Origin of the sequence: Kitasatospora sp. NPDC059827 (assembly GCF_042731675.1) — a bacterium.
In the GTDB taxonomy this organism is placed as follows: domain Bacteria; phylum Actinomycetota; class Actinomycetes; order Streptomycetales; family Streptomycetaceae; genus Kitasatospora.
Genome location: NZ_JBHWIV010000015.1, coordinates 82,759 through 101,574, shown reverse-complemented (window position 1 = coordinate 101,574; position 18,816 = coordinate 82,759). Strand labels below are relative to the sequence as shown.

18 protein-coding genes are annotated in these 18,816 nt (G+C 75.0%); 9 read left to right on the top strand and 9 right to left on the bottom strand.

The features are described 5' to 3' along the window. Positions 1-5 precede the first annotated feature (5 nt). The gene (locus ACFV8H_RS12715; protein WP_380399019.1) at positions 6-1,553 is read left to right on the top strand and encodes an NADH-quinone oxidoreductase subunit N; all 1,548 of its coding nucleotides are present in this window, start codon (positions 6-8) and stop codon (positions 1,551-1,553) included. A gap of 118 nt (positions 1,554-1,671) precedes the next feature. Continuing rightward, positions 1,672-2,535, top strand: a complete 864-nt coding sequence (gene htpX, locus ACFV8H_RS12710) for a zinc metalloprotease HtpX (RefSeq protein WP_375881899.1) — start codon at positions 1,672-1,674, stop codon at positions 2,533-2,535. A 63-nt stretch (positions 2,536-2,598) separates the two neighbouring features. Here htpX and ACFV8H_RS12705 read toward each other — a convergent pair whose 3' ends face one another. After that, entirely contained in the window at positions 2,599-4,053 is a 1,455-nt protein-coding gene (locus ACFV8H_RS12705) for a PLP-dependent aminotransferase family protein (protein WP_380399017.1), read from the bottom strand. Here ACFV8H_RS12705 and ACFV8H_RS12700 point away from each other — a divergent pair. The 3 genes from ACFV8H_RS12700 (at position 4,052) to ACFV8H_RS12690 (ending at position 6,515) form a co-directional block, all read left to right on the top strand. Next, on the top strand, positions 4,052-4,969 hold the full coding sequence (locus ACFV8H_RS12700) for a DMT family transporter (RefSeq protein ID WP_380399015.1): 918 nt from the start codon (positions 4,052-4,054) through the stop codon (positions 4,967-4,969). The two genes, ACFV8H_RS12705 and ACFV8H_RS12700, sit on opposite strands and share 2 nt — an antisense overlap. A 160-nt stretch (positions 4,970-5,129) precedes the next feature. Next, positions 5,130-5,555 carry a BlaI/MecI/CopY family transcriptional regulator gene (locus ACFV8H_RS12695; RefSeq protein ID WP_380399013.1) on the top strand — a complete coding sequence of 142 codons (426 nt, stop codon included), beginning with the start codon at positions 5,130-5,132 and terminating at the stop codon, positions 5,553-5,555. Between the two features lie 3 nt (positions 5,556-5,558). Next, positions 5,559-6,515: a M48 family metalloprotease gene (locus tag ACFV8H_RS12690; RefSeq protein ID WP_380399011.1), complete on the top strand. Its 957-nt coding sequence runs from the start codon at positions 5,559-5,561 to the stop codon at positions 6,513-6,515. Between the two features lie 35 nt (positions 6,516-6,550). On the opposite strand, the gene ACFV8H_RS12685 is transcribed toward ACFV8H_RS12690, so the two are convergent. Continuing rightward, complete coding sequence (locus tag ACFV8H_RS12685) at positions 6,551-7,549, bottom strand: NADP-dependent oxidoreductase (RefSeq protein ID WP_380399009.1); 999 nt, start codon at positions 7,547-7,549, stop codon at positions 6,551-6,553. Positions 7,550-7,683: 134 nt separating this feature from the next. Between ACFV8H_RS12685 and ACFV8H_RS12680 the strand changes: the two genes are divergently transcribed. Further along, entirely contained in the window at positions 7,684-8,586 is a 903-nt protein-coding gene (locus ACFV8H_RS12680) for a LysR family transcriptional regulator (RefSeq protein ID WP_375881912.1), read from the top strand. 61 nt (positions 8,587-8,647) lie between these two features. On the opposite strand, the gene mug is transcribed toward ACFV8H_RS12680, so the two are convergent. From mug to ACFV8H_RS12645, 7 genes are all read right to left on the bottom strand, one after another. Next, positions 8,648-9,190: a G/U mismatch-specific DNA glycosylase gene (gene mug / locus ACFV8H_RS12675; RefSeq protein WP_380399007.1), complete on the bottom strand. Its 543-nt coding sequence runs from the start codon at positions 9,188-9,190 to the stop codon at positions 8,648-8,650. Positions 9,191-9,207: 17 nt separating this feature from the next. Continuing rightward, positions 9,208-10,221 carry a phosphatase PAP2 family protein gene (locus ACFV8H_RS12670; protein WP_380399005.1) on the bottom strand — a complete coding sequence of 338 codons (1,014 nt, stop codon included), beginning with the start codon at positions 10,219-10,221 and terminating at the stop codon, positions 9,208-9,210. Positions 10,222-10,369: 148 nt separating this feature from the next. Then, positions 10,370-11,449 carry an aminopeptidase P family protein gene (locus ACFV8H_RS12665; protein WP_380399092.1) on the bottom strand — a complete coding sequence of 360 codons (1,080 nt, stop codon included), beginning with the start codon at positions 11,447-11,449 and terminating at the stop codon, positions 10,370-10,372. A gap of 181 nt (positions 11,450-11,630) precedes the next feature. Further along, positions 11,631-12,977, bottom strand: a complete 1,347-nt coding sequence (locus ACFV8H_RS12660; RefSeq protein ID WP_380399003.1) for a dipeptidase — start codon at positions 12,975-12,977, stop codon at positions 11,631-11,633. 9 nt (positions 12,978-12,986) lie between these two features. After that, the gene (locus ACFV8H_RS12655; RefSeq protein ID WP_380399001.1) at positions 12,987-13,424 is read right to left on the bottom strand and encodes a hypothetical protein; all 438 of its coding nucleotides are present in this window, start codon (positions 13,422-13,424) and stop codon (positions 12,987-12,989) included. Then, positions 13,421-14,851 carry an APC family permease gene (locus ACFV8H_RS12650; RefSeq protein WP_380399090.1) on the bottom strand — a complete coding sequence of 477 codons (1,431 nt, stop codon included), beginning with the start codon at positions 14,849-14,851 and terminating at the stop codon, positions 13,421-13,423. The genes ACFV8H_RS12655 and ACFV8H_RS12650 overlap by 4 nt, the downstream gene beginning before the upstream one ends. 299 nt (positions 14,852-15,150) lie before the next feature. Continuing rightward, positions 15,151-16,479: an MFS transporter gene (locus ACFV8H_RS12645; RefSeq protein WP_380398999.1), complete on the bottom strand. Its 1,329-nt coding sequence runs from the start codon at positions 16,477-16,479 to the stop codon at positions 15,151-15,153. Positions 16,480-16,619: 140 nt separating this feature from the next. On the opposite strand from ACFV8H_RS12645, the gene ACFV8H_RS12640 reads away from it, so the two are divergent. The 3 genes from ACFV8H_RS12640 (at position 16,620) to ACFV8H_RS12630 (ending at position 18,668) form a co-directional block, all read left to right on the top strand. After that, positions 16,620-17,279, top strand: coding sequence for an ArsR/SmtB family transcription factor (locus ACFV8H_RS12640; protein WP_380398997.1), 660 nt, complete (start codon positions 16,620-16,622; stop codon positions 17,277-17,279). Between the two features lie 42 nt (positions 17,280-17,321). Next, positions 17,322-17,825: a hypothetical protein gene (locus ACFV8H_RS12635; protein WP_380398996.1), complete on the top strand. Its 504-nt coding sequence runs from the start codon at positions 17,322-17,324 to the stop codon at positions 17,823-17,825. Positions 17,826-17,960: 135 nt separating this feature from the next. Beyond that, the gene (locus ACFV8H_RS12630; RefSeq protein ID WP_380398994.1) at positions 17,961-18,668 is read left to right on the top strand and encodes a hypothetical protein; all 708 of its coding nucleotides are present in this window, start codon (positions 17,961-17,963) and stop codon (positions 18,666-18,668) included. The last annotated feature ends 148 nt before the right edge of the window (positions 18,669-18,816 follow it).

Sequence of the window (18,816 nt, the reverse complement as noted above, 5' to 3'; positions counted from 1 at the left end):
ACACTGTGACCTCCCTCGCCGTAGCCAACCCGGGCAGCCTGATCCAGTCCGTGGACTGGGTGGCGATCGCGCCCCCGCTGATCGCCGCCGTGGCCGCCCTCGCGGTGCTGGTCACCGACCTCTTCCTGCCCGACCGGCACAAGCGCTGGCTCGGCCGCCTGGCCGCGGCCGGACTCGCCCTCGCCCTGCTCGCCCTCCTCCCCCTCACCGGGGGATCACCCCGGGCCACCTTCTGCCTCCGGAACGTAGCAGGGGCCACTGACACCACCGGGTGCTCCTACGTCGCCGACCACTTCGCGCTGGTCTTCCAGCTGCTGGCGCTCGGCGGCGCGCTGATCGCGGCGCTGCTGTCGATGCACACCGTCGAGGACCAGAAGCTGCCCCGCGGCGAGTACTGGTTCCTGCTGCTCTCCAGCGCCACCGGCGCCGCCCTGCTGCCCGCCTCCCGCGACCTCGCCACCATGGTGATCGCCCTGGAGGTCGCCTCGCTGCCCGCCTTCGCCCTGGTCGCGCTGCGCCGGGACGGGCGGGGCGCGGAGGCCGCGTTCAAGTTCTTCGTCTCCTCCGTCACCGCGACAGCCGTGATGCTGCTCGGCATCGGCTTCGTCTACGCCGCCAGCGGCAGCCTGCACCTCGGCGCCGTCGCCCAGGGGCTGGAGCACGCGCCCGCCCAGCTCAAGGCGCTGGCCGAGGCGGGGGCGGTGCTGACCCTGGTCGGCTTCGCCTTCAAGGTCGCCGCCGTCCCCTTCCACTTCTGGGTGCCCGACACCTACACCGGCGCCCCGCTGCCGGTGGCCGGCTACCTCTCGGTGGTCGGCAAGGCGGCCGGCCTCTCCGGGCTGGCGCTCGCCACCACCGTCGCGTTCCGCCCGTACGCCCACACCTGGGGTCTGGTGCTCGCGGTGCTGGCCGCCGTCACCATGACCGTCGGCAACGTCGGCGCGCTGCGGCAGCGCTTCGACACCCGGTACAGCGCGGTGCGGCTGCTGGCCTGGTCCTCGGTCGGTCAGGCCGGGTACCTGCTGGTGCCGCTCGCCGCGGCCGGCTACGCGCCCACCGGGGCCGATCCGCTGGGCGCGACCGCCGCGTACGCGCTGATCTACGGCGTGGTGAACCTCGGCGCCTTCGGGGTGGTCGCCGCCGTCGGCCGCCGGGCCGGGACGAGCGTCGACGACTTCCGCGGCCTGTTCGCCCGCAACCGCTGGACGGCGCTGGCGCTGGCCTTCTTTCTGCTCTGCCTGGCCGGGCTGCCGCCCGGCGTGATCGGCCTGTTCGGCAAGGTCGTGGTGTTCCGCGCGGCCGTGGACGCCGGGCTGGGGTGGCTGGCCGTGGTGATGGCCGTCAACGTGGTCGTCGCCCTGTACTACTACCTGCTGTGGACGGCCCGGCTGTTCGCCCCGGCCGACGCGTCCGCCGTCGCGGCCGAGGACGGTGCCGAGCGGCGGCTGCCGGTCGGCCTGACCGCCACGCTGGGGCTCACCGCCTCCGCGGCGGTGGTGCTCTCGGTCGCCCCGCAGTTGGTCCTCCAGGTGGCCGGCGGCTCGCTGTTCTGAGCCGCCGACCGGGTGTCGCGTCGGTCACAAGGGAACAAGGTCCCGGGGCCCGCCCGTTGAGCGGGCAAGAGGGACGAGGCAGAAAGGGCTTCCCCACCGCACCACTGGAGGGCCTGACGTGCACAGCCGGCACAACGGACTGAGGACCGCCGTCCTGCTCGGTGGCCTCTCGGCACTGATCCTGGTGATCGGCGGTTTCTTCGGCCGGACCGGCTTCGTGATCGCCCTGCTGGTCGCCCTCGGGACGAACGCCTACGCCTACTGGAACAGCGACAAGCTCGCGCTGCGGGCCATGCGGGCCCGGCCGGTCAGCGAGTTCGAGGCACCCGGGCTGTACCGGATCGTGCGCGAGCTCTCCACCTCGGCCCGGCAGCCGATGCCCCGGCTCTACATCTCCCCGACGCCGGCCCCGAACGCCTTCGCCACCGGCCGCAACCCGCGCAACGCGGCGGTCTGCTGCACCGAGGGCATCCTGCAGATCCTGGACGAGCGCGAACTGCGCGGGGTGCTCGGGCACGAGCTCAGCCACGTCTACAACCGGGACATCCTGATCTCCTCGGTCGCCGGGGCGCTGGCCTCGGTGGTGATGTTCCTGGTGAACTTCGCCTGGCTGATCCCGTTCGGCCGCAGCGAGGACGACGACGGCCCCGGGCTGTTCGGGATGCTCGCCATCATGATCCTCGGGCCGATCGCCGCCGGGCTGATCCAGATGGCCGTCAGCCGCTCCCGCGAGTACCAGGCCGACGCCGACGGCGCCCGGATCACCGGCGACCCGCTCGCCCTCGCCAGTGCGCTGCGCAAGCTCGACGCCGGTACCCGCCAGCTGCCGCTCCCGCCGGAGCCCCAGCTGCAGACGGCGAGCCACATGATGATCGCCAGCCCGTTCCGGCCGGGCGAGGCCGGTGCGCGGCTGTTCTCCACCCATCCGCCGATGGCGGAGCGGATCGCGCGGCTGGAGCGGATGGCCGGGTACCGGGCGTAGCGGCCGCCGCGCGGGGCCGGGGCCGGGGCTGGGGCTGGGGCCGGGGTCGGGGTCGGGGCGCGGTCAGCCGGTCGACTCCTGGTAGGCCGTCCGCAGTCGGTGGATGCCCTCGGCGACCTGGGCGGGGCTGTCGGCGGCGGCGTAGCTCAGCCGCAGATGCGGGGCCGGGGGTTCGGCGGCGTGGTACGGCCGGCCGGGGGTGACCTGGACGCCCCGGCGCCGGGCGGCGGCGACCAGGGCGGCGTCGTCGGTGCCGTCCGGCAGCCGCAGCCACAGGTGGTAGCCCCCGGGCCGGTGGGCGCCGAGCACACCGGGCAGTTCCCGGTGCAGGGCGGCCACGGCGGCGGTGCGGCGGTCGCGCAGTTCGGCTCCGAGGGTGCGCAGGTGACGGGCCCAGCCGGGGTCGGAGACCAGCTCCAGGGTCGCCTCCTGGAGCGGCCGGGGCACGAAGAAGCTGTCCACCACCTGGGTGGCCCGCAGCCGGGCGAGCGCCGGGCCGCGCGCGGTGAGGGCGCCGACCCGCAGGTTGGGGGAGGCGGCCTTGGTGAGGGAGCGCAGGTGCACCACCACCCCGTCCCGGTCGTCGGCGGCCAGCGGGCGCGGCAGCGCCGGGGCGTCCGCGTGGACCAGCAGCCGGGCGAAGTCGTCCTCGACCACGAACGCCCCGGCGGCCCGGGCGATCCGCAGCACCTCCGCCCGGCGCGCGGGCGAGAGCACCGCGCCGGTGGGGTTCTGGAACAGCGGCTGGCAGACGAACACCCGGGCCCGGGTGGCCTCGAAGGCGTCGGCCAGCAGCTCGGTGCGGACGCCGTCGGCGTCGACCGGGACGGGCACCGGCCGCAGCCCGGCCGCGCGCACCACCGCGAGGATGCCCGAGTAGGTCGGCGACTCGACCAGCACCGGCGAGCCGGGCGCGGCCAGCGAGCGCATCGCCACGGTCAGGCCGCCCTGCCCGCCGGAGGTGATCAGGACGTCCCCGGCGCTGATCGGTCCGGCGTGGCCGCCGATGTCGCGGGCGAACCAGCCGCGCAGTTCGGTGAGGCCGTCGGTGGGCGGCCGGTCCCAGGCGCCCGGGCGGCGGCCGGCCCGGGCGAGGGCGGCGGCGAGCAGCCGCTCGGGCAGCAGCGAGGAGTGGGGGTAGCCGCCGTTGAGGTCGATGACGTCCGGCGGCGGCACCTGGAGGGTGGCGAACACCGGTGCGGCCAGCAGGTCGCGCGGGCCGGAGTCGGCGCTGAGCGCGACCTCCTGCCAGGAGAGGTCGCCGGGCCGGGCGGCCGGTGCCGCCGGGGAGTCGGGGGCCGCGGCGAAGGCCGCGGCCCGGAACACCCCGGCACCCGGCCGGGAGACCACGAGCCCCTCGGCGACCAGCACCGCGATGGCGCGGGAGACCGTCACCGGGCTGACCTGGTGGCGCTCCATCAGGGCCCGGCTGGACGGCAGCTTTCGCCCTTCCGGGTAGCGCTCGACCTCCCGCCGGAGGCTTTCGGCGAGTTCGACCACGCTGCTACGCTCGTTCATGACGGCACAAGATAGCGCTACCCGACCTGCGGCGATAGCACCCGGGACGGGCGCCCCCGGCACCGCCTCCGGAACGGCCCTCGCCGCCCTCGGGGTGGCCTCCTTCTCGCTCACCTTCCCGGCCACCGTGTGGTCCCTCGACGGCTTCGGCCCGTGGACCTCGACCGGACTGCGCGGCGCCCTGGCCGGGCTGCTCGCCGGGCTCTACCTGCTGGCCTCCGGCGCCCCGCTGCCGACGGCCCGGCAGCGGCCCGGCCTGCTGGTGGTCTCGGCCGGCTGCGTCATCGGCTTCCCGCTGCTCACCACGCTCGCCCTGCGGACCTCCTCGACCGCCCACTCGGCGGTGGTCATCGGCCTGCTGCCGCTGGCCACGGCGGTGGCCTCGGCGCTGCGCACCGGCCGCCGGCCGTCCCGGGCGTTCTGGGCGGCGGCGCTGGCCGGGGCGGCGGCCGTGCTCGGCTTCACCCTGCTGCAGAGCCACGGCCGGCCGACCGTCGCCGACCTCTACCTGTTCGCCGGGGTGCTGGTCTGCGCGGCCGGGTACGCGGAGGGCGGGCGGCTCTCCCGGGACCTCCCGGGCGCCCGGGTGATCGCCTGGGCGGTGGTGGCCGCGGCACCGGTGATGCTGCTGACCGCCGCCTACGGGCTGTCCGCCGAGCCCGTCCGGCTCGGCGCGAAGGCGCTGGTCGGACTGGCGTACATCGCGGCGGTCTCCCAGCTCGGCGGGTTCGTGTGCTGGTACCGGGGGATGGCGGCGATCGGGGTGCCGCGGGCCAGCCAGCTGCAGCTCGCCCAGCCGCTGCTGACGCTGGTCTGGTCGGTGCTGCTGCTCGGTGAGGAGCTGCCGGTGGCCGCGCCGGTGACGGCCGTGGTGGTGCTGGGCTGCATCGCGGCCACCCAGCGGGCCCGGGCGTAGGGCCTGTCCCCGGGGTCCTTGCCGGGTCCTCGCGTCGGGCCGTTCGGTGGTGCGGGCCCGAACCCTCGCGTTGGGCCGTCCGGAGGAGGCGTCGGCTCGTTAGGATGGCCTCGCGCCCCGCGTCGGTCCGGGGAGCGGCATCCGGAGGGAGTGGGCCGTCATGGCAGACGAGAGGCACGCCCCGGCGTCCGGGGACGCGCCGACCCGACGGCGTGGTCAGGGCGAGCTGGAGGCGCAGGTGCTGGCGGTGCTCCAGCGGGCGCCCGGCCCGGCCACCGCGGGGTGGGTCCAGGAACGCATCGACGGCGACCTGGCGTACACCACGGTGATGACCATCCTGTCCCGGCTGCACGCCAAGAACGCCGTCTCCCGGAGCCGTTCCGGCCGCTCCTACCTGTGGCAGGCCTCCGCCGACGCCGCCGGGCTGGCCGCGCTGCGGATGCGCCGGATGCTCGACGGCGAGGCGGACCGGGACGCCGTCCTCGCCAGCTTCGTCACCGCGCTGCTGCCGCACGACGAGGAACTGCTGCGGGCGCTGTTGGACGCCGCGTCCGTGGAGCCCGCAGCGGCCGACCGTGAGAGCTGACCCGTGGGCTTCTTCGTCTTCCTCCCGCTGATCCTGCCGCTGACCGCGGTGCCGATCGCCCGGCTGACCGAGCAGCACCTGCACCCGCGCGGTGCCGCCCGGCTGATGACCGTGATCAGCGCCGTGATGGCGGTGTGCAGCGTGCTCTGCCTCGGGCTGATCGGCGTGGTGGGCACCGCGCAGATCCCCGGCAACCCGCTGCCGGACAGCTGGTCCGACCCGGAGGTGCGGCACGCGCTGCCGTACCACGAGACGGTCGGCACCGCCGCGATGTGGCTGCTGGTGCTGGTCGGCTTCGCCTGTTCCCGGACGGTCGTGCGGCACCTGCGGGTCCGCTCCCGGGCCCGGCGGGCGCTGGCCGGACTGCCGGAGGCGCCGGCCGAGGCCGGTGACCTCGCGGTACTGCCGGACCACAGCCCGTACGCCTACGCGCTGCCCGGCTCGCCCGGGCGGGTGGTGGTCTCCACCGGGATGCTGGCCGGGCTGGCCGAGGACGAGCGGGAGGCGCTGCTCGCGCACGAGCGGGCGCACCTGCGCCACCGCCACCACCGCTACCTGCTGACCACCCAGCTCGCCGCCTGCGTCAACCCCTTCCTGCGGCCGTTGCAGGCGGCGGTGGCGTTCAGCGCCGAGCGCTGGGCGGACGAGGAGTCGGCCCAGGCGGTGGGCGACCGGCGGATCACGGCGCGGGCGGTGGCCCGGGCGGCCCTGGTCTCGCACGCCGCCCCGGTGCCCGGCTTCGCGGCCTTCGCCGCCCCGGCCCCGGCGCCCGGCCCGGTGCCGCGCCGGGTGGCCGCGCTGCTCGGCCCGGTGCCGACGGCCCGCAACTGGCCGCCGGCCAAGACCCCGGCGGGCCTGGCGGCGATGGTGGCCGCGGTCGGCACGGCGGCCTCGGCGCTGTGCGCGCTCAACGCGGCGGTGGCGCTGCTGGTGGTGCTGAAGGCCGTCACCCCGCTCTAGGCCCTGTCCGGCCGCCGGCCTGTGGGGCCCCGGGGTCAGATCCGGACGATCATCTTGCCGGTGTTGGCGCCGCGCAGCACGCCCAGGAAGGCGTCCACCACGTGGTCGAAGCCGTCCACGACGGTCTCGTCCGGGACGAGGGCGCCGGAGCGCAGGTGCGGGACGGCGAAGTCGTACAGCTCGGGCCGGGCGTCCAGGTGGTTGCGGACCAGGAAGCCCTCCAGGCGCAGGCTCCTGCCGACCACGTCGTAGAGGTTGCGCGGCGCGGGCGGCGGGTCCAGCGGGTTGTTGTACTGGGCGACGGCGCCGCACCAGGCGATCCGGCCGTGGTCGCGCATCGCGCTGATCGCGCCCTCCAGGTGCGTGCCGCCGACGTTGTCCAGGTAGACGTGCAGTCCGTCCGGGGCGGCCTCGCGCAGCCGGTCGGCGATCGGGCCGTCGTGGTGGTCGAAGGCGGCGTCGAAGCCGAGGTGCTCGGTGAGGTGGGCGACCTTGGCGGCCGAACCGGCGCTGCCGATGATCCGGCCGGCGCCGAGCAGTCGGGCGATCCGGCCGGCGGCGGTGCCGACGCCGCCGGCCGCGGCCGAGACGTACAGGGTCTCGCCGGGCTGGAGCCGGGCGATCCTGGTCAGGCCGACCCAGGCGGACAGTCCGGTGCCGCCGAGGATCGAGAGGTGGGCGGTGAGCGGGACACCCGCGAAGTGGGGCAGCAGGCCGGCCCGGTCGCCGGTCACCACCGAGTGGGTGCGCCAGGCCTGCCGGTGGGAGACCAGGGCGCCGACCGGCAGCGCGTCGGCCCGGGACTCCACCACCCGGCCGAGGGTGCGGCCCTCCAGCGGGGCGTGCAGCTGCCAGCCGCCCTCGTCCATCTCCTCGCGCATGTACGGGTCGACGGACTGGTAGAGGTTCTCGACCAGGGCCTCGCCGGCGGCGAGCGCCGGGACGGTCACCTCGACGAAGGCGAAGTTCTCGGCGCTCGGCGCGCCCGAGGGGCGGGAGACCAGGTGGACGGCGCGGGCGGTGGGACGGGACATCGGCGGTACTCCGTACGGGGGAGGTCGGCGGGGACGTTGACCACCGTAGGAAGCGGGGGAGCGGCCGGGCAGGGGCCGGCGTCGATGGACCGGCACCTTCCATGAGCGGATTCGATGGGAGGTAGGTTCGCCGCATGACCGAACTCGCCCCGCACGAGCTGCGCGTCCTGGTCGCCGTCGACGAGGAGCGGAGCTTCACGGCGGCCGCCGCGCGCCTGGAGACCACCCAGTCCGCCGTCTCGCACGCCGTGCGCGCCTGCGAGCGGAAGCTCGGCGCGGTGCTCTTCGACCGCGGGCGCCACGGCGCGCGCCCCACCGAGGCCGGCGCGCGGGCGGTCGGCTACGCCCGCCGGATCCTGCGGCTGCTGGCGGTGATGGGCCCCGAGGTGCGGGGCGCGGGTGCCGGCCCGGCGGGGCCGCTGACCGGCACGCTGCGGATCGCGGCCTTCCGCAGTGCCGCCGCGAACCTGCTGCCGCCCGTCCTGGCCCGGCTCGCCGCCGAGCACCCGGGACTCACCCCGCGGGTGCGGATCGTCCGGGAGCTCGGCCGGGGCACCGCCGGGGAGGTCGCGGACGGGCGCGCCGACCTCGGGCTGGCCACCCTGGACGCGGGCGGTCCGCCGTCCGTGCCCGGGCTGGTCGCGGTGCGGCTGTACCGGGAGTCGTACGCCCTCGCCCACCCGCAGGGCCACCCGGAGCCCCGTCGGCTGCCGCTGGTGGACTGGGCGGAGAACTGCGGCTCGTACACCAGGGACTGGTGGCGGCGGCAGGACTGGCTGCCGCCCGCGACCGTCGACGCGGAGGACGACACGGTGGCGCTCTCGCTGGTCGCCCAGGGCCTCGGCATGGCGGTGATGCCCCGGACGGCCCTGCTCGGCGCGCCGCCCGGCCTGGCCGTCACCGACCTCGGCCCGCGGCCGCCCAGCCGCTTCGTCGGGTACGTCACCACCCCCGAGCTGGCCGGGACGGCGGCCGTCCGGGCACTGATCCGCGAACTGCGCGAGCTGCCGCTGCCCGCCGGGCTGACGGCGGCCTGACCGGTCGCCCGAGCCGGTCGCCCGGGCTGGTCGGGCCGGTCGGGCCGGGCGGTCGGCCCGATCAGTCGTCGAGGCTCTCCCGGAGGAGGCGGAACTCGGCCGCCAGCGCGTCCAGGGTGTAGTGGGCGTTGAGGCCGCTGGGGTTGGGCAGCACCCACACCTCGGTGTCGCCGATGCCCTCCGGCTGGCGTCCGATCGCGGCCCGGCGCTGCCCGAAGGCCGTCCGGTAGGCGCCGATCCCGAGCACCGCGAGGACGCGCGGTCGCAGCCGCAGCACCCGCTCGCGCAGCGCCGCGCCGCCCGCGCGCAGTTCCTCGGCGGTGAGCTCGTCCGCCTTGGCGGTGGTGCGCGGGGCGACGTTGGTGATGCCGAGGCCGAGGGCGGGCAGTTCGCCCTGCTCGTCCGGGCGGTACTGGCGCCCGGTGAAGCCGGAGCGGTGCAGGGCGGGCCAGAAGCGGTTGCCCGGGCGGGCGAAGTGGTGCCCGGTGGCCCCGGACCACAGGCCCGGGTTGATGCCGCAGAACAGCACCCGCAGCCCGGGCCCGGTGACGTCCGGGATGGTGGTGTCCTGGGCGGCCCGCAGCTGCTCGGGGGTCGGCTTCATCGGTGTCGGGGTTCCCCTCACGGAATGGGAGTGCACCCGGCCGATTCTGCCCTGGCCGCCGCCCGCGCGGTGCGGCGGTTGCGCAGCCACCGCAGGCCGAACACCACCACGGCGGCGTACGTCCAGCCGGCCAGGATGTCGATGATGAAGTGCTCGGCGCCGTAGACCAGGGTGAACGCCATGGCGAGCGGATAGGCGACCAGCAGGGCGCGCAGCCAGGGCCGGGCGGTGGGCCAGAACAGGAACAGCAGCATCGCCGGGTAGGCGGAGTGCAGCGAGGGCATCGCGGCGACGTCGTTGGCGAACTGGCTGCCGTTCTCCAGCAGCGAGTCGGCCTGCGGCAGGCCCGTGTTCGAGATGGTCTCCCAGACCACCCGGTGCAGTTCGGGCATGTTGCCCTGCTGGCCGACCAGCCACGGCGGGTCGGCGGGGTAGAGCAGGTAGGTGGCGAAGCCGGCGAAGGTCAGCGTGAAGTAGCAGGCGAGGAGCTGACGGAAGCGCTGGTGGGAGCGCCGCCACAGGACGGCGAGCAGGACGAACACGACGAGGAAGTGCGAGAGGTAGACGGTCGTCGCCACGTAGTCGTACCAGTGCGGCGAGCCGGGGGTGTAGAGCGCGTGCTGGAGCCGTACGGTCCAGGTCTCCCCGAAGCCGAGCACCTCGTCGAAGCGTAGCTGGGGCAGCCAGTGCGGGGCCCAGGGGGTGTGGGCGCCGTAGCCGCGCAGCAGCGAGTAGGCCCAGACCACGGCCATCACCGGGACCCAGTCGCGCAGCACCAGCAGGAAGCCGCGGGGGCCGTGTCCGCTGTGGACGGCGGCGGTGAGCAGGGCGCCGATCAGCCAGAGGAAGACCACGTCGTTGGCGAAGGCCATGCCCTGGGTGGCCAGGAACCAGACGAAGGCGGTGAGGTAGGCCGGCCAGGCCAGCAGTCGCAGTCTGGCCAGGCCTCCCCGGCGGGTGCGTTCGGTCACGGGACGCAGACGTCCGGCCCGCACCGGGGTCGGCGGGGCCGGGCTCAGCAGCTTCGTCATGTTCAGCGAAACTAGCAACGCAAGCTTGGAGGACTCTGGGCGAACGATGACCGGCTCGTAAGAAAATCGCACAGTTGGGTCAAATCTTGGCGGACGAAGGTCCCGTGACGGGGACGAACGGTCCGGCGGAGCGGCCTCGCCGCCCCGGTCAGGCGACGGCACCGAGCTCATGCGGGGTGTTGTTGAAGCGTCGTCCGCCGTTGGCCGTCACCGTGACGATGTCCTCGATCCGCACCCCGAACCGGCCGGGCAGGTAGACGCCGGGCTCGATCGAGAAGCACATGCCGGGCACCAGCGGCCGCTCCTCGCCCTCGACCAGGTACGGCGGTTCGTGGGTGGTGATCCCGATGCCGTGGCCGGTGCGGTGGATGAAGTGCTCGCCGTACCCGCCGTCGGTGATCACCCGCCGGGCGATCCGGTCGATCTCCTGGCAGCTCACCCCGGGCCGGACCGCTTCGAAGGCGGTCTGCTGGGCGAGCCGGACCAGGTCGTGCACCTGCCGCACCTCGTCCGGGACGTCCGGGCCGACGTGCACGGTCCGGGTGGTGTCGGAGCCGTAGCCGTCCTTGAGGCCACCGAAGTCCAGCACCACGGTGTCCCCGGTGCGGATGACCCGGTCCCCGGCCTCGTGGTGCGGGTTGGCGCCGTTGGGGCCGGAGCCGACCACCGTGAAGTCGACCTGGCTGTGGCCGTACTGGATCAGCAGCGCGCCGAGGTCGGCGGCGACGTCGGTCTCCCGGCGGCCGGCGAAGCCGACCTCCAGGATGCCCCGGTAGGCGGCGTCCGCGGCGCCGCCGGCCGCGGCCAGGCGCTCCAACTCCTCGGTGTCCTTGACCGCGCGCAGCATCGGCAGCGCCTCGGTGAGCGAGGTGAAACCGCTGCCGGGCAGGGCGGACTGGAGGCCGAGCAGGTGCATCGCCCAGGCGTTGTCGGAGATCCCGTAGCGCCCGGCCGGCTCGAACAGCGGGCGGGCGGTGGCGTACGGGTCCTCGCCGTCGGACCAGTCGAGCAGCTCGACGGCCGGGGCGCCGAGCGCCTTCTCGGCGTCCGGGCGCTCCAGCCTGGGGACGATCAGCGCGGGGCGGCGGCCGGGGGCGAGGACGAGGGCGGTGAGCCGCTCCGTGACGGCGGTGGGCCGGTAGCCGCACAGGTAGCTCAGGTCGGGACCGGGGGCGACCACCAGGCCGGCCAGCCCGGCGGCCGTCGCCTCGGCGGTGGCTCGGGCCATCCGGGCGGCGTGGTCCTCGGTGGTGAACGGACGGGGCACGGTTGCTCCTCCTCGGGGCCGGGTGGGGCGGGTGGTCCGGGGTCCTTCGGCGTAGGGGTCCTTCGGCGTCGGGTCGTCCGATGGCGGGTCGTTCGACGTCGGCTCCTTCGATGGTGGCCGACTTCCCGCAACTGCGCCATGGTCAGGGGCTGTTGGCGAAGTGCCGGAGGAACAGCGCCTCGACGTGGGCCATCCGCCGGATCTCCTCCGGGTCGACGCTCTCGTTCGGCGCGTGGATCAGGCAGCGCGGCTCCTCGACGCCCATCAGCACGAGTTCCGCCGCCGGGAAGGTGGTGGCCAGGACGTTGCAGAGCGGGATCGAGCCGCCCTGGCCGAGGAAGGACAGCGGCTTGCCGTAGACCTCCTGCGCGGCCTTGTCGAGCGCGGCGTACGCGGGCCCGCCGGTGCCGGCCCGGAACGGCGCGCCGGCGCTCTCCCGTTCCGTCGTGACCCGGACGCCCCAGGGTGCGGCCGCCTCCAGGTGGGCGACCAGCGCGTCCTGGGCGGCGCGGGCGTCGGTGCCGGGCGGCACCCGCAGGCTCACCCGGGCCCGGGCGGTGGCCGGGACGGCGGCCGCGGAGCCGACCACGGGCGGGCAGTCGATGCCGAGGACGGTGACGGCGGGGCGGGCCCAGAGCCGGTCGGCGACGGTGCCGGAGCCGGTCAGCCGGACGCCGTCCAGCACCCCGGCGTCGGTCCGGAAGGCGCCCTCGTCGTAGCCGACGCCGCTCCAGCTGCCGGTGCAGTCCAGGCCCTCGATCCGGGTGCCGCCGTCGGCGTCGCGCAGCGAGTCCAGCATCCGGATCAGCGCGGCCAGGGCGTCCGGGGCGGGGCCGCCGAACATGCCGGAGTGGACGTCGCCAGTGAGCGCCTCGACGCCGACCACCACGGTCACGACCCCGCGCAGCGAGGTGGTGGCGGTGGGCACGCCGACGGCGGCGTTGCCGGTGTCGCAGATCAGCAGGGCGTCCGCGTGCAACTCCCCGGCGTGCGGGGGCACGTACTGCTCCAGGCCGCCGGTGCCCTGCTCCTCGGAGCCCTCGACCACCAGCTTGAGGCCGACCGGGACGTCCTCGCCGAGCGCCCGCAGCGCGGTGAGGTGCATGACGATGTTGCCCTTGCAGTCGGCGGCGCCGCGCCCGTACCAGCGGCCGTCGCGCTCGGTGAGCCGGAACGGCGGGGAGGTCCAGGCGGCTTCGTCCAGCGGCGGTTGGACGTCGTAGTGGCTGTACAGCAGCACGGTCGGGGCGCCGGGCGGGGGCGGGCGGTGGCCGACCACGGCGTGGCTGCCGTCCGGGGTCTCCTCCAGGTGGACGTCGCGCAGGCCGGCCCCGGTGAAGGCGTCGGCGACCCACTCGGCGGCCTCCCGGCACTTCTCCGGCGGGTACTGCCGGGGGTCGGCGACGGACGGGATGGCCACCAGCTCGGCCAGGTCGGTCCACGCCCGGGGCATCAACCCGTCGATCCGCCGGGCGAGTTCGTCGGTCATCTGGGGCTCCTACTTGCGCACGGTGTCGCGCAGGTCGAGGTCGTCGATCTTGTCCTGGATGGCGGCGAGCCGGTCCGGGCAGTACACCGAGAGCACGATCGCCTCGGCCTTGACCACCTCGCGGTCGGAGAGCACCGGGCGCTGGCCCGGCCCGCCCGCGCCGTTGGACATCCCGTACGTCCACTGCGCCTGGTTGAGCGCGTTCGCCGGGTCGGCGCAGACCGCGCCGCCGTCCTCGCCGAGGGTGTGGGTGGTCTGGTCCCGGGTGGGCACCGGGTAGCCGGCCGTACCCAGCCTCGCGGCGAGCTGCCCGGCCTTCTCGTTCGCCAGGTTCGTGGCGTGCAGCTGGGTGAACGACAGCAGGCCGGTGACCAGCATCGCGACCAGCAGCACGATCGAGCCGAGGTAGATCCAGCGGTGGCGGGAGGCCATCAGGCCGGTGGTCATGACGTCGTGCCTCCTTCGGTCCGGCGCAGCTCCTGCGCCTCCTGGGCGGCCAGCTCGGCCGCCGCCTCGGGCGAGCGCCAACTCGGCCTGCGCAGCCGCAGGAAGAGGAGGGGGACGACCAGCCCGAGGAGCAGCAGGCCGCCGCCGACGATCCCGATGTACGACCAGACGCTGCCGCTGCCGAACTGCGAGGACGGCACGAAGCCGATGCCCATCGCGGCGGCCGACGCGAGCAGGCCGATCACGCAGATCGGCACCAGGGCCGGGGCCCGGTAGCCGCGCGGGTGGTCCGGCTGGGTGCGGCGCAGCCGGATCGCGGCGCTGAACATCAGCAGGTAGACGATCAGGTACACCTGGGTGGTGATTACCGAGAAGATCCAGTAGGCGCTGGAGACGTTCGGGATCAGTGCGTAGAGCAGGGCGATGGCGGTGGTGACCACGCCCTGGGAGACCAGCAGGTTCTGCTGGACGCCCTCGCGGTTGAGCTTCTGCAGGAACGGCGGCAGATAGCCCTCCTGACGGGAGATCAGCAGCAGGCCCTTGGAAGGCCCGGCCAGCCAGGTCAGCATGCCGCCGAGCGAGGCGGCGATCAGGGCGACCGCGATGACCGGGGTGAGCCAGCCGATGTCGAAGTACTGGAAGAAGGCGTCGAAGGCCTGCATCACCCCGGCGGTGAGGCTCAGTTCGCTGGACGGCACCACCCAACTGATCGCCAGCGCCGGCAGGATGAAGATCGCCAGCACCATCGCGGAGGCGGTGAACATCGACCGCGGGAACTCCCTGGCCGGGTCGCGCAGCGAGGAGACGTGCACCGCGTTCATCTCCATGCCGGAGTAGCTGAGGAAGTTGTTGACGATCAGCACCAGGCTGGCCAGCCCGGTCCACTGCGGGAACAGGTGCGAGGTGTCCATCGGGGCGGCCGAGGAGTTGCCCTCGCCGAGGAAGACGAAGCCGAGCACCACCAGCAGGGTGCCGGGGATCAGGGTGCCGATCACCAGGCCCATCGAGGAGAGTCCGGCGACCGCCTTCGTCCCGCGCGAGGAGACCCAGACGCCGGTCCAGTACAGCACCATGATCACGACCGCGGTGTACGGGCCGTTGCTGGCCAGCCGGGGGTTCACCACGTAGGCGATGGTCGAGGCCACGTAGGCCAGCAGCGACGGGTAGTAGAAGATCGTCATCGCGAACTGGCACCAGACGGCCAGGAAGCCCAGCGGCTTCGACAGGCCCTCCGAGACCCAGCGGTAGACGCCGCCCTCCCAGCCGGAGGCCAACTCGGCGGAGACCAGCGCGGTCGGCAGCAGGAACACCACCGCGGGGACGAGGTAGAGGAAGACGCAGGCCAGCCCGTACACCGCCATGGTCGGGGCGGAGCGCAGGCTGGCGACCGAGCTGGTGGTCATCAGGGCGAGGGTGATCCAGGACATCCGCGGGGCGGCGGCCAGTCGGCCGGCCACCGAGCCGCCGCGCTCCCGGGTGGCGGGGCCGGCCTCACCCCCGGGGCGGGTCGTACCCCCGGGGCCGGCCTCGCCCCCGGGGCCGGGCGGGGGCGCGTCCGTGGTGCTCATCGGTCCTCCTCCGGTACGGCCCCGGTCGGCTGCGCGGGGGAGCGGGGGCGCCGGGGAGGGAGCCCCGGAGGCGGGCCGTACCCGGCCAGTTCACCCGGTTGCCGCGCCCGCCGCATGCGGCGGGCGGCCGTGCGGGTGACCGGCGTTCAGCCCTGGGCTCACACCGGCGCGGCGGCGGGCCAGGTGGCGCGGCGCAGGGTGCGGCTCGCGGTGGCGGGCAGCAGGGCGGCGGCGAGCAGGGCGGCGATCGCGGCGAGCGTGACGGCGGGGGAGAAGCGGTCCAGCAGCAGGCCGGCGGCGAAGGAGCCGGCCGGCATCCCGGCGGTGAGCAGCGTCATGGTCGCGGCGATCACCCGGCCGCGGAGCCGGTCCGGCACCTGACGGAAGACCAGCAGGTCGAGCATCACCCGCAGGGCCGGGACGCCCGCGCCGACCAGGAACAGCGCGGCGAACACGGTGACCGCCCCGCCGGGCAGCAGCGGTGCCAGCGGGACGGGCACGGCGGTCCAGGCCACCACGAGCAGCAGCACCCCGGGGCCGGCCAGCCGGTGCAGCCGGGAGACCAGGGTCGCCCCGGCCAGCGCGCCGACCGCCTCGCCGGCCAGCGCCAGGCCGATCCCGCCGCTGCTGGTGCCGTGTTCGCGCAGCAGCACCATGACGGGCAGCAGCAGCGCCGCCCCGGTCAGGTTGATCACCAGCAGGACGGCCAGCGCGGGGCGCAGCAGCGGGGAGGCGGCGAGGAGACGGAAGCCGGCCAGCGCGCCGCCCTCGTCCTCCTGCTCCTCCTGCTCCTTCTGCGCGTCCTGCTCGTTACGGCCCACGCGGCCCGGCTGCCCGGCCGCGGCCGCCGGTCCGGCCGGGAAGCGCACCAGCAGTGCGGTGATCAGCGCGACCAGCGAGGCGAACGCGGCGCCGAGGAAGGGCACCGAGCGGCCGAGTCCGAACAGGAACCCGGCCAGGGGCGGGCCGGCCAGCGCGGCGCCGCTCATCCGGGCCTCGTCCTGGGCGAGCGCCTGCGACAGCTGCTCCGGCGCGACCACCGAGCGCAGGGCCAGCAGCCGGACCGGGCCGCTGTAGGCGATGGTCGCGCCCACCAGCGCGGCGACCACCAGCAGGTGGGCCAGGGTCAGCCGGTCGAGCGCCAGGGCCACCGGGACGCTGGCCAGGGCCAGCAGCCGGACGGCGTCGGAGGCGACCAGGACCCGGCGGCGGTCCCACCGGTCGGCGACCGAGCCGCCGTGCACGCCGAGCAGCAGGGTGGCGGTCATCTGGACGGCGCCGAAGGCTCCGGCGGCGGTGGACGAGCCGGTGAGGGCGAGCACCAGCAGGGGGAAGGCGGTCTCGCCGATCATCAGGCCGAGGGTCGCGCAGGAGGTGCCGGCCCACAGGGCCTGGAACCGCAGGTTGCGCCGCAGCGGGACGGGCGGCGGCGGGTCCGCCGGTCCGACCGCCGTCCGCTCGGCCGTCGCCGTGGTGTGCTCCGTCATGGACCGACCCCCATCGTTCGCGTTCTCCGACACCGTTCACGCTCACGTGAATGATGGCGTGAGCGTGAGTGATTGCGCAAGGGTGAGCGCTCACCGAGAGGTGATTGCGGGCGGAGCGGCCGATCTGCGAGGGTGGGCCCGTGGCCGAGCACGAACAGGAACCCGCCGACGGGGACGAGCAGCAGCAGCCCACCACCTGGGTCAAGGAGCGCCAGGTGGGCGACGTCGCGGTGCTCAAGGCACTGGCCGACCCGCTGCGCCTCGCCATCCTCGGCGCGTTGAAGACCGCCGAGGACCGTCCGCTGACCGCCAAGGAGCTCGCCGCCGAGCTCGGCGAGCCACAGACCAAGCTCTACCGGCACATCAAGCAGTTGGAGAAGGCCGGGCTGGTCCTGGTGGCGGGCACCCGGCTGGTCTCCGGCATCGTGGAGAGCCGCTACCGGGTCGCCCAGGACTCCATCCGGCTCGCCCCGGAGATGTTCACCGCCGACTCCCCGGCCCGCTCCGAGGCGTACGACGCCATGCTGGCCGCGATCGACCGGGTCCGCGGCGAGTTCCGCGCCCATGTGGCCGACGGGCGGCTGGATTTCAGCCGCCCGCAGGACGGTTCGGGCCCGTCGGCCGGACTGTTCGCGCACTTCACCCTCCGGCTCGACCCGGACCGGCTGACCCGGCTCCGCGCCCAACTGGCCGACATCTTCGACGGCTTGTCCGAAGAAGGTCCGAGTACGGCCGACGACGCCGTGGACGTGACCCTCTTCACCCTGCTCTACGGTCTCCGTGCGGGCACGGAACGATAAATTCCGGGCCGACTGTCGGTGCGGTGGGACAGCATGTCGGGCATGTCGTATGAACTCCGAGCGCTGATCGGCATGTTGGAGCTGCTGACGGTGGCGGCGGCGGAGGTGCCGGCGGCCCGGGTGGTGCCGCTGGCCCAGGGGCTGGCGCTCATCCCGGTCACCCCCGCCGTGCTGTCCGCGCTCCAGGGCGACGCCGCGGTGTCCAGGTCCGTCGGCGGGGCGGGATTCGGCGGGGCGGGATTCGGCGGGTACTCCGACGGGTTCGAACTCCGGCTCGCCGCCTGGTCCAAGGCCGGTCCGATCGTCTGCGTCGAGGCCGAGTACTTCGGTGGCGGCGGGACCCAGCGCGCCGCCGGCTGGTTCGACGGCCGGGTCGTCCTGGGCCCGCTCGCCAGTGGCGAGTTCGAGCCCGCGCCGGCCGAGGGCACCCCGATCTCGCGCGCCCTGCGGTGGCTCGGCGGGTCCGTCGAACCGGGGCGGGCGGACGAGTTCGACTCGGTCGGGCTGGGGGCGCACCGCAGCACCGCGGGATGGGCGGAGGGCTGAGCGGTCGGGCGGAGGGCCGAGCCGTCGTCCGGCGCGCCGCCGTTCGGCGTACCTGCGGTGGCCGGGCCCGGACGGCGACCGCACGGTGTGAGTCAGGCGATCTCGCCTGACTCGCACTGAGAGGAAGCAGTACCCATGCGTTCCACCCGGATGGCCGCCACCCTGACCGCAGCTCTCGCGCTGACCATGGTCGCCACGGCGTCCGCCACCGCCGCCGGCCAGGGAGCCGCGGCCCCCCGCACCACCGTTTCCGCCCCCGTCGTCCCGACGGCGCCCACCGTGCCGGACAGCCCCACTGCGCCGGACACCCCCACCGTGCCGACGGCGCCCACCGCACCGGACACCCCCACCGCACCGGGCACCCCGACCGTACCGACGGCGCCTACCGTGCCGACGGTGCCGGACACCCCGACCGTGCCGACGGTGCCCACCCTGCCGGACACCCCCACCGTGCCCGGAACGCCCACCGTGCCCGGAGCCCCGACGGTCCCGGCCCTGCCCGCCCTGCCGGCCCTGCCCGCCGTCCCGGCCACGCCGGACCCGAGCGCGGCCCTCGGGGCGCTCGGCGACGTCGTCAAGCTGGTCACCGGCCTGCTCTCGACGGTGACCTCGGCCGTCCCCGACGTCGGAGGTGTCGTCCAGCAGCTCCTCGCCGCGTTGCAGGGCCTGCTCGGCCAACTCCCGAGCGTGCCGGCGCTGCCCACCGTCCCGGGTGCCGCCGCGAGCCCGTCCCGGCAGCTCCCCGGTTCCGCGCCCGCGGGCCTCCAGGAGCAGCTCGACGCGCTGCGCGCCCAGGCGCAGGCGCTGACCGCTGCCACCCGCTCCCACCCCGCCACCGACTGACCGTCATCAGTCGGTCGTGACCGGCCGGCCCCCCGTCGGCCGCCGCACGAGGCCCTGCTCCCCGGTCCGGGAGCGGGGCCTTGTCGTCGTCCCGACGTCTGCCAACAGATCTTCCTGTCGAAGCGTCAGATGAGAACAGATCTTCATG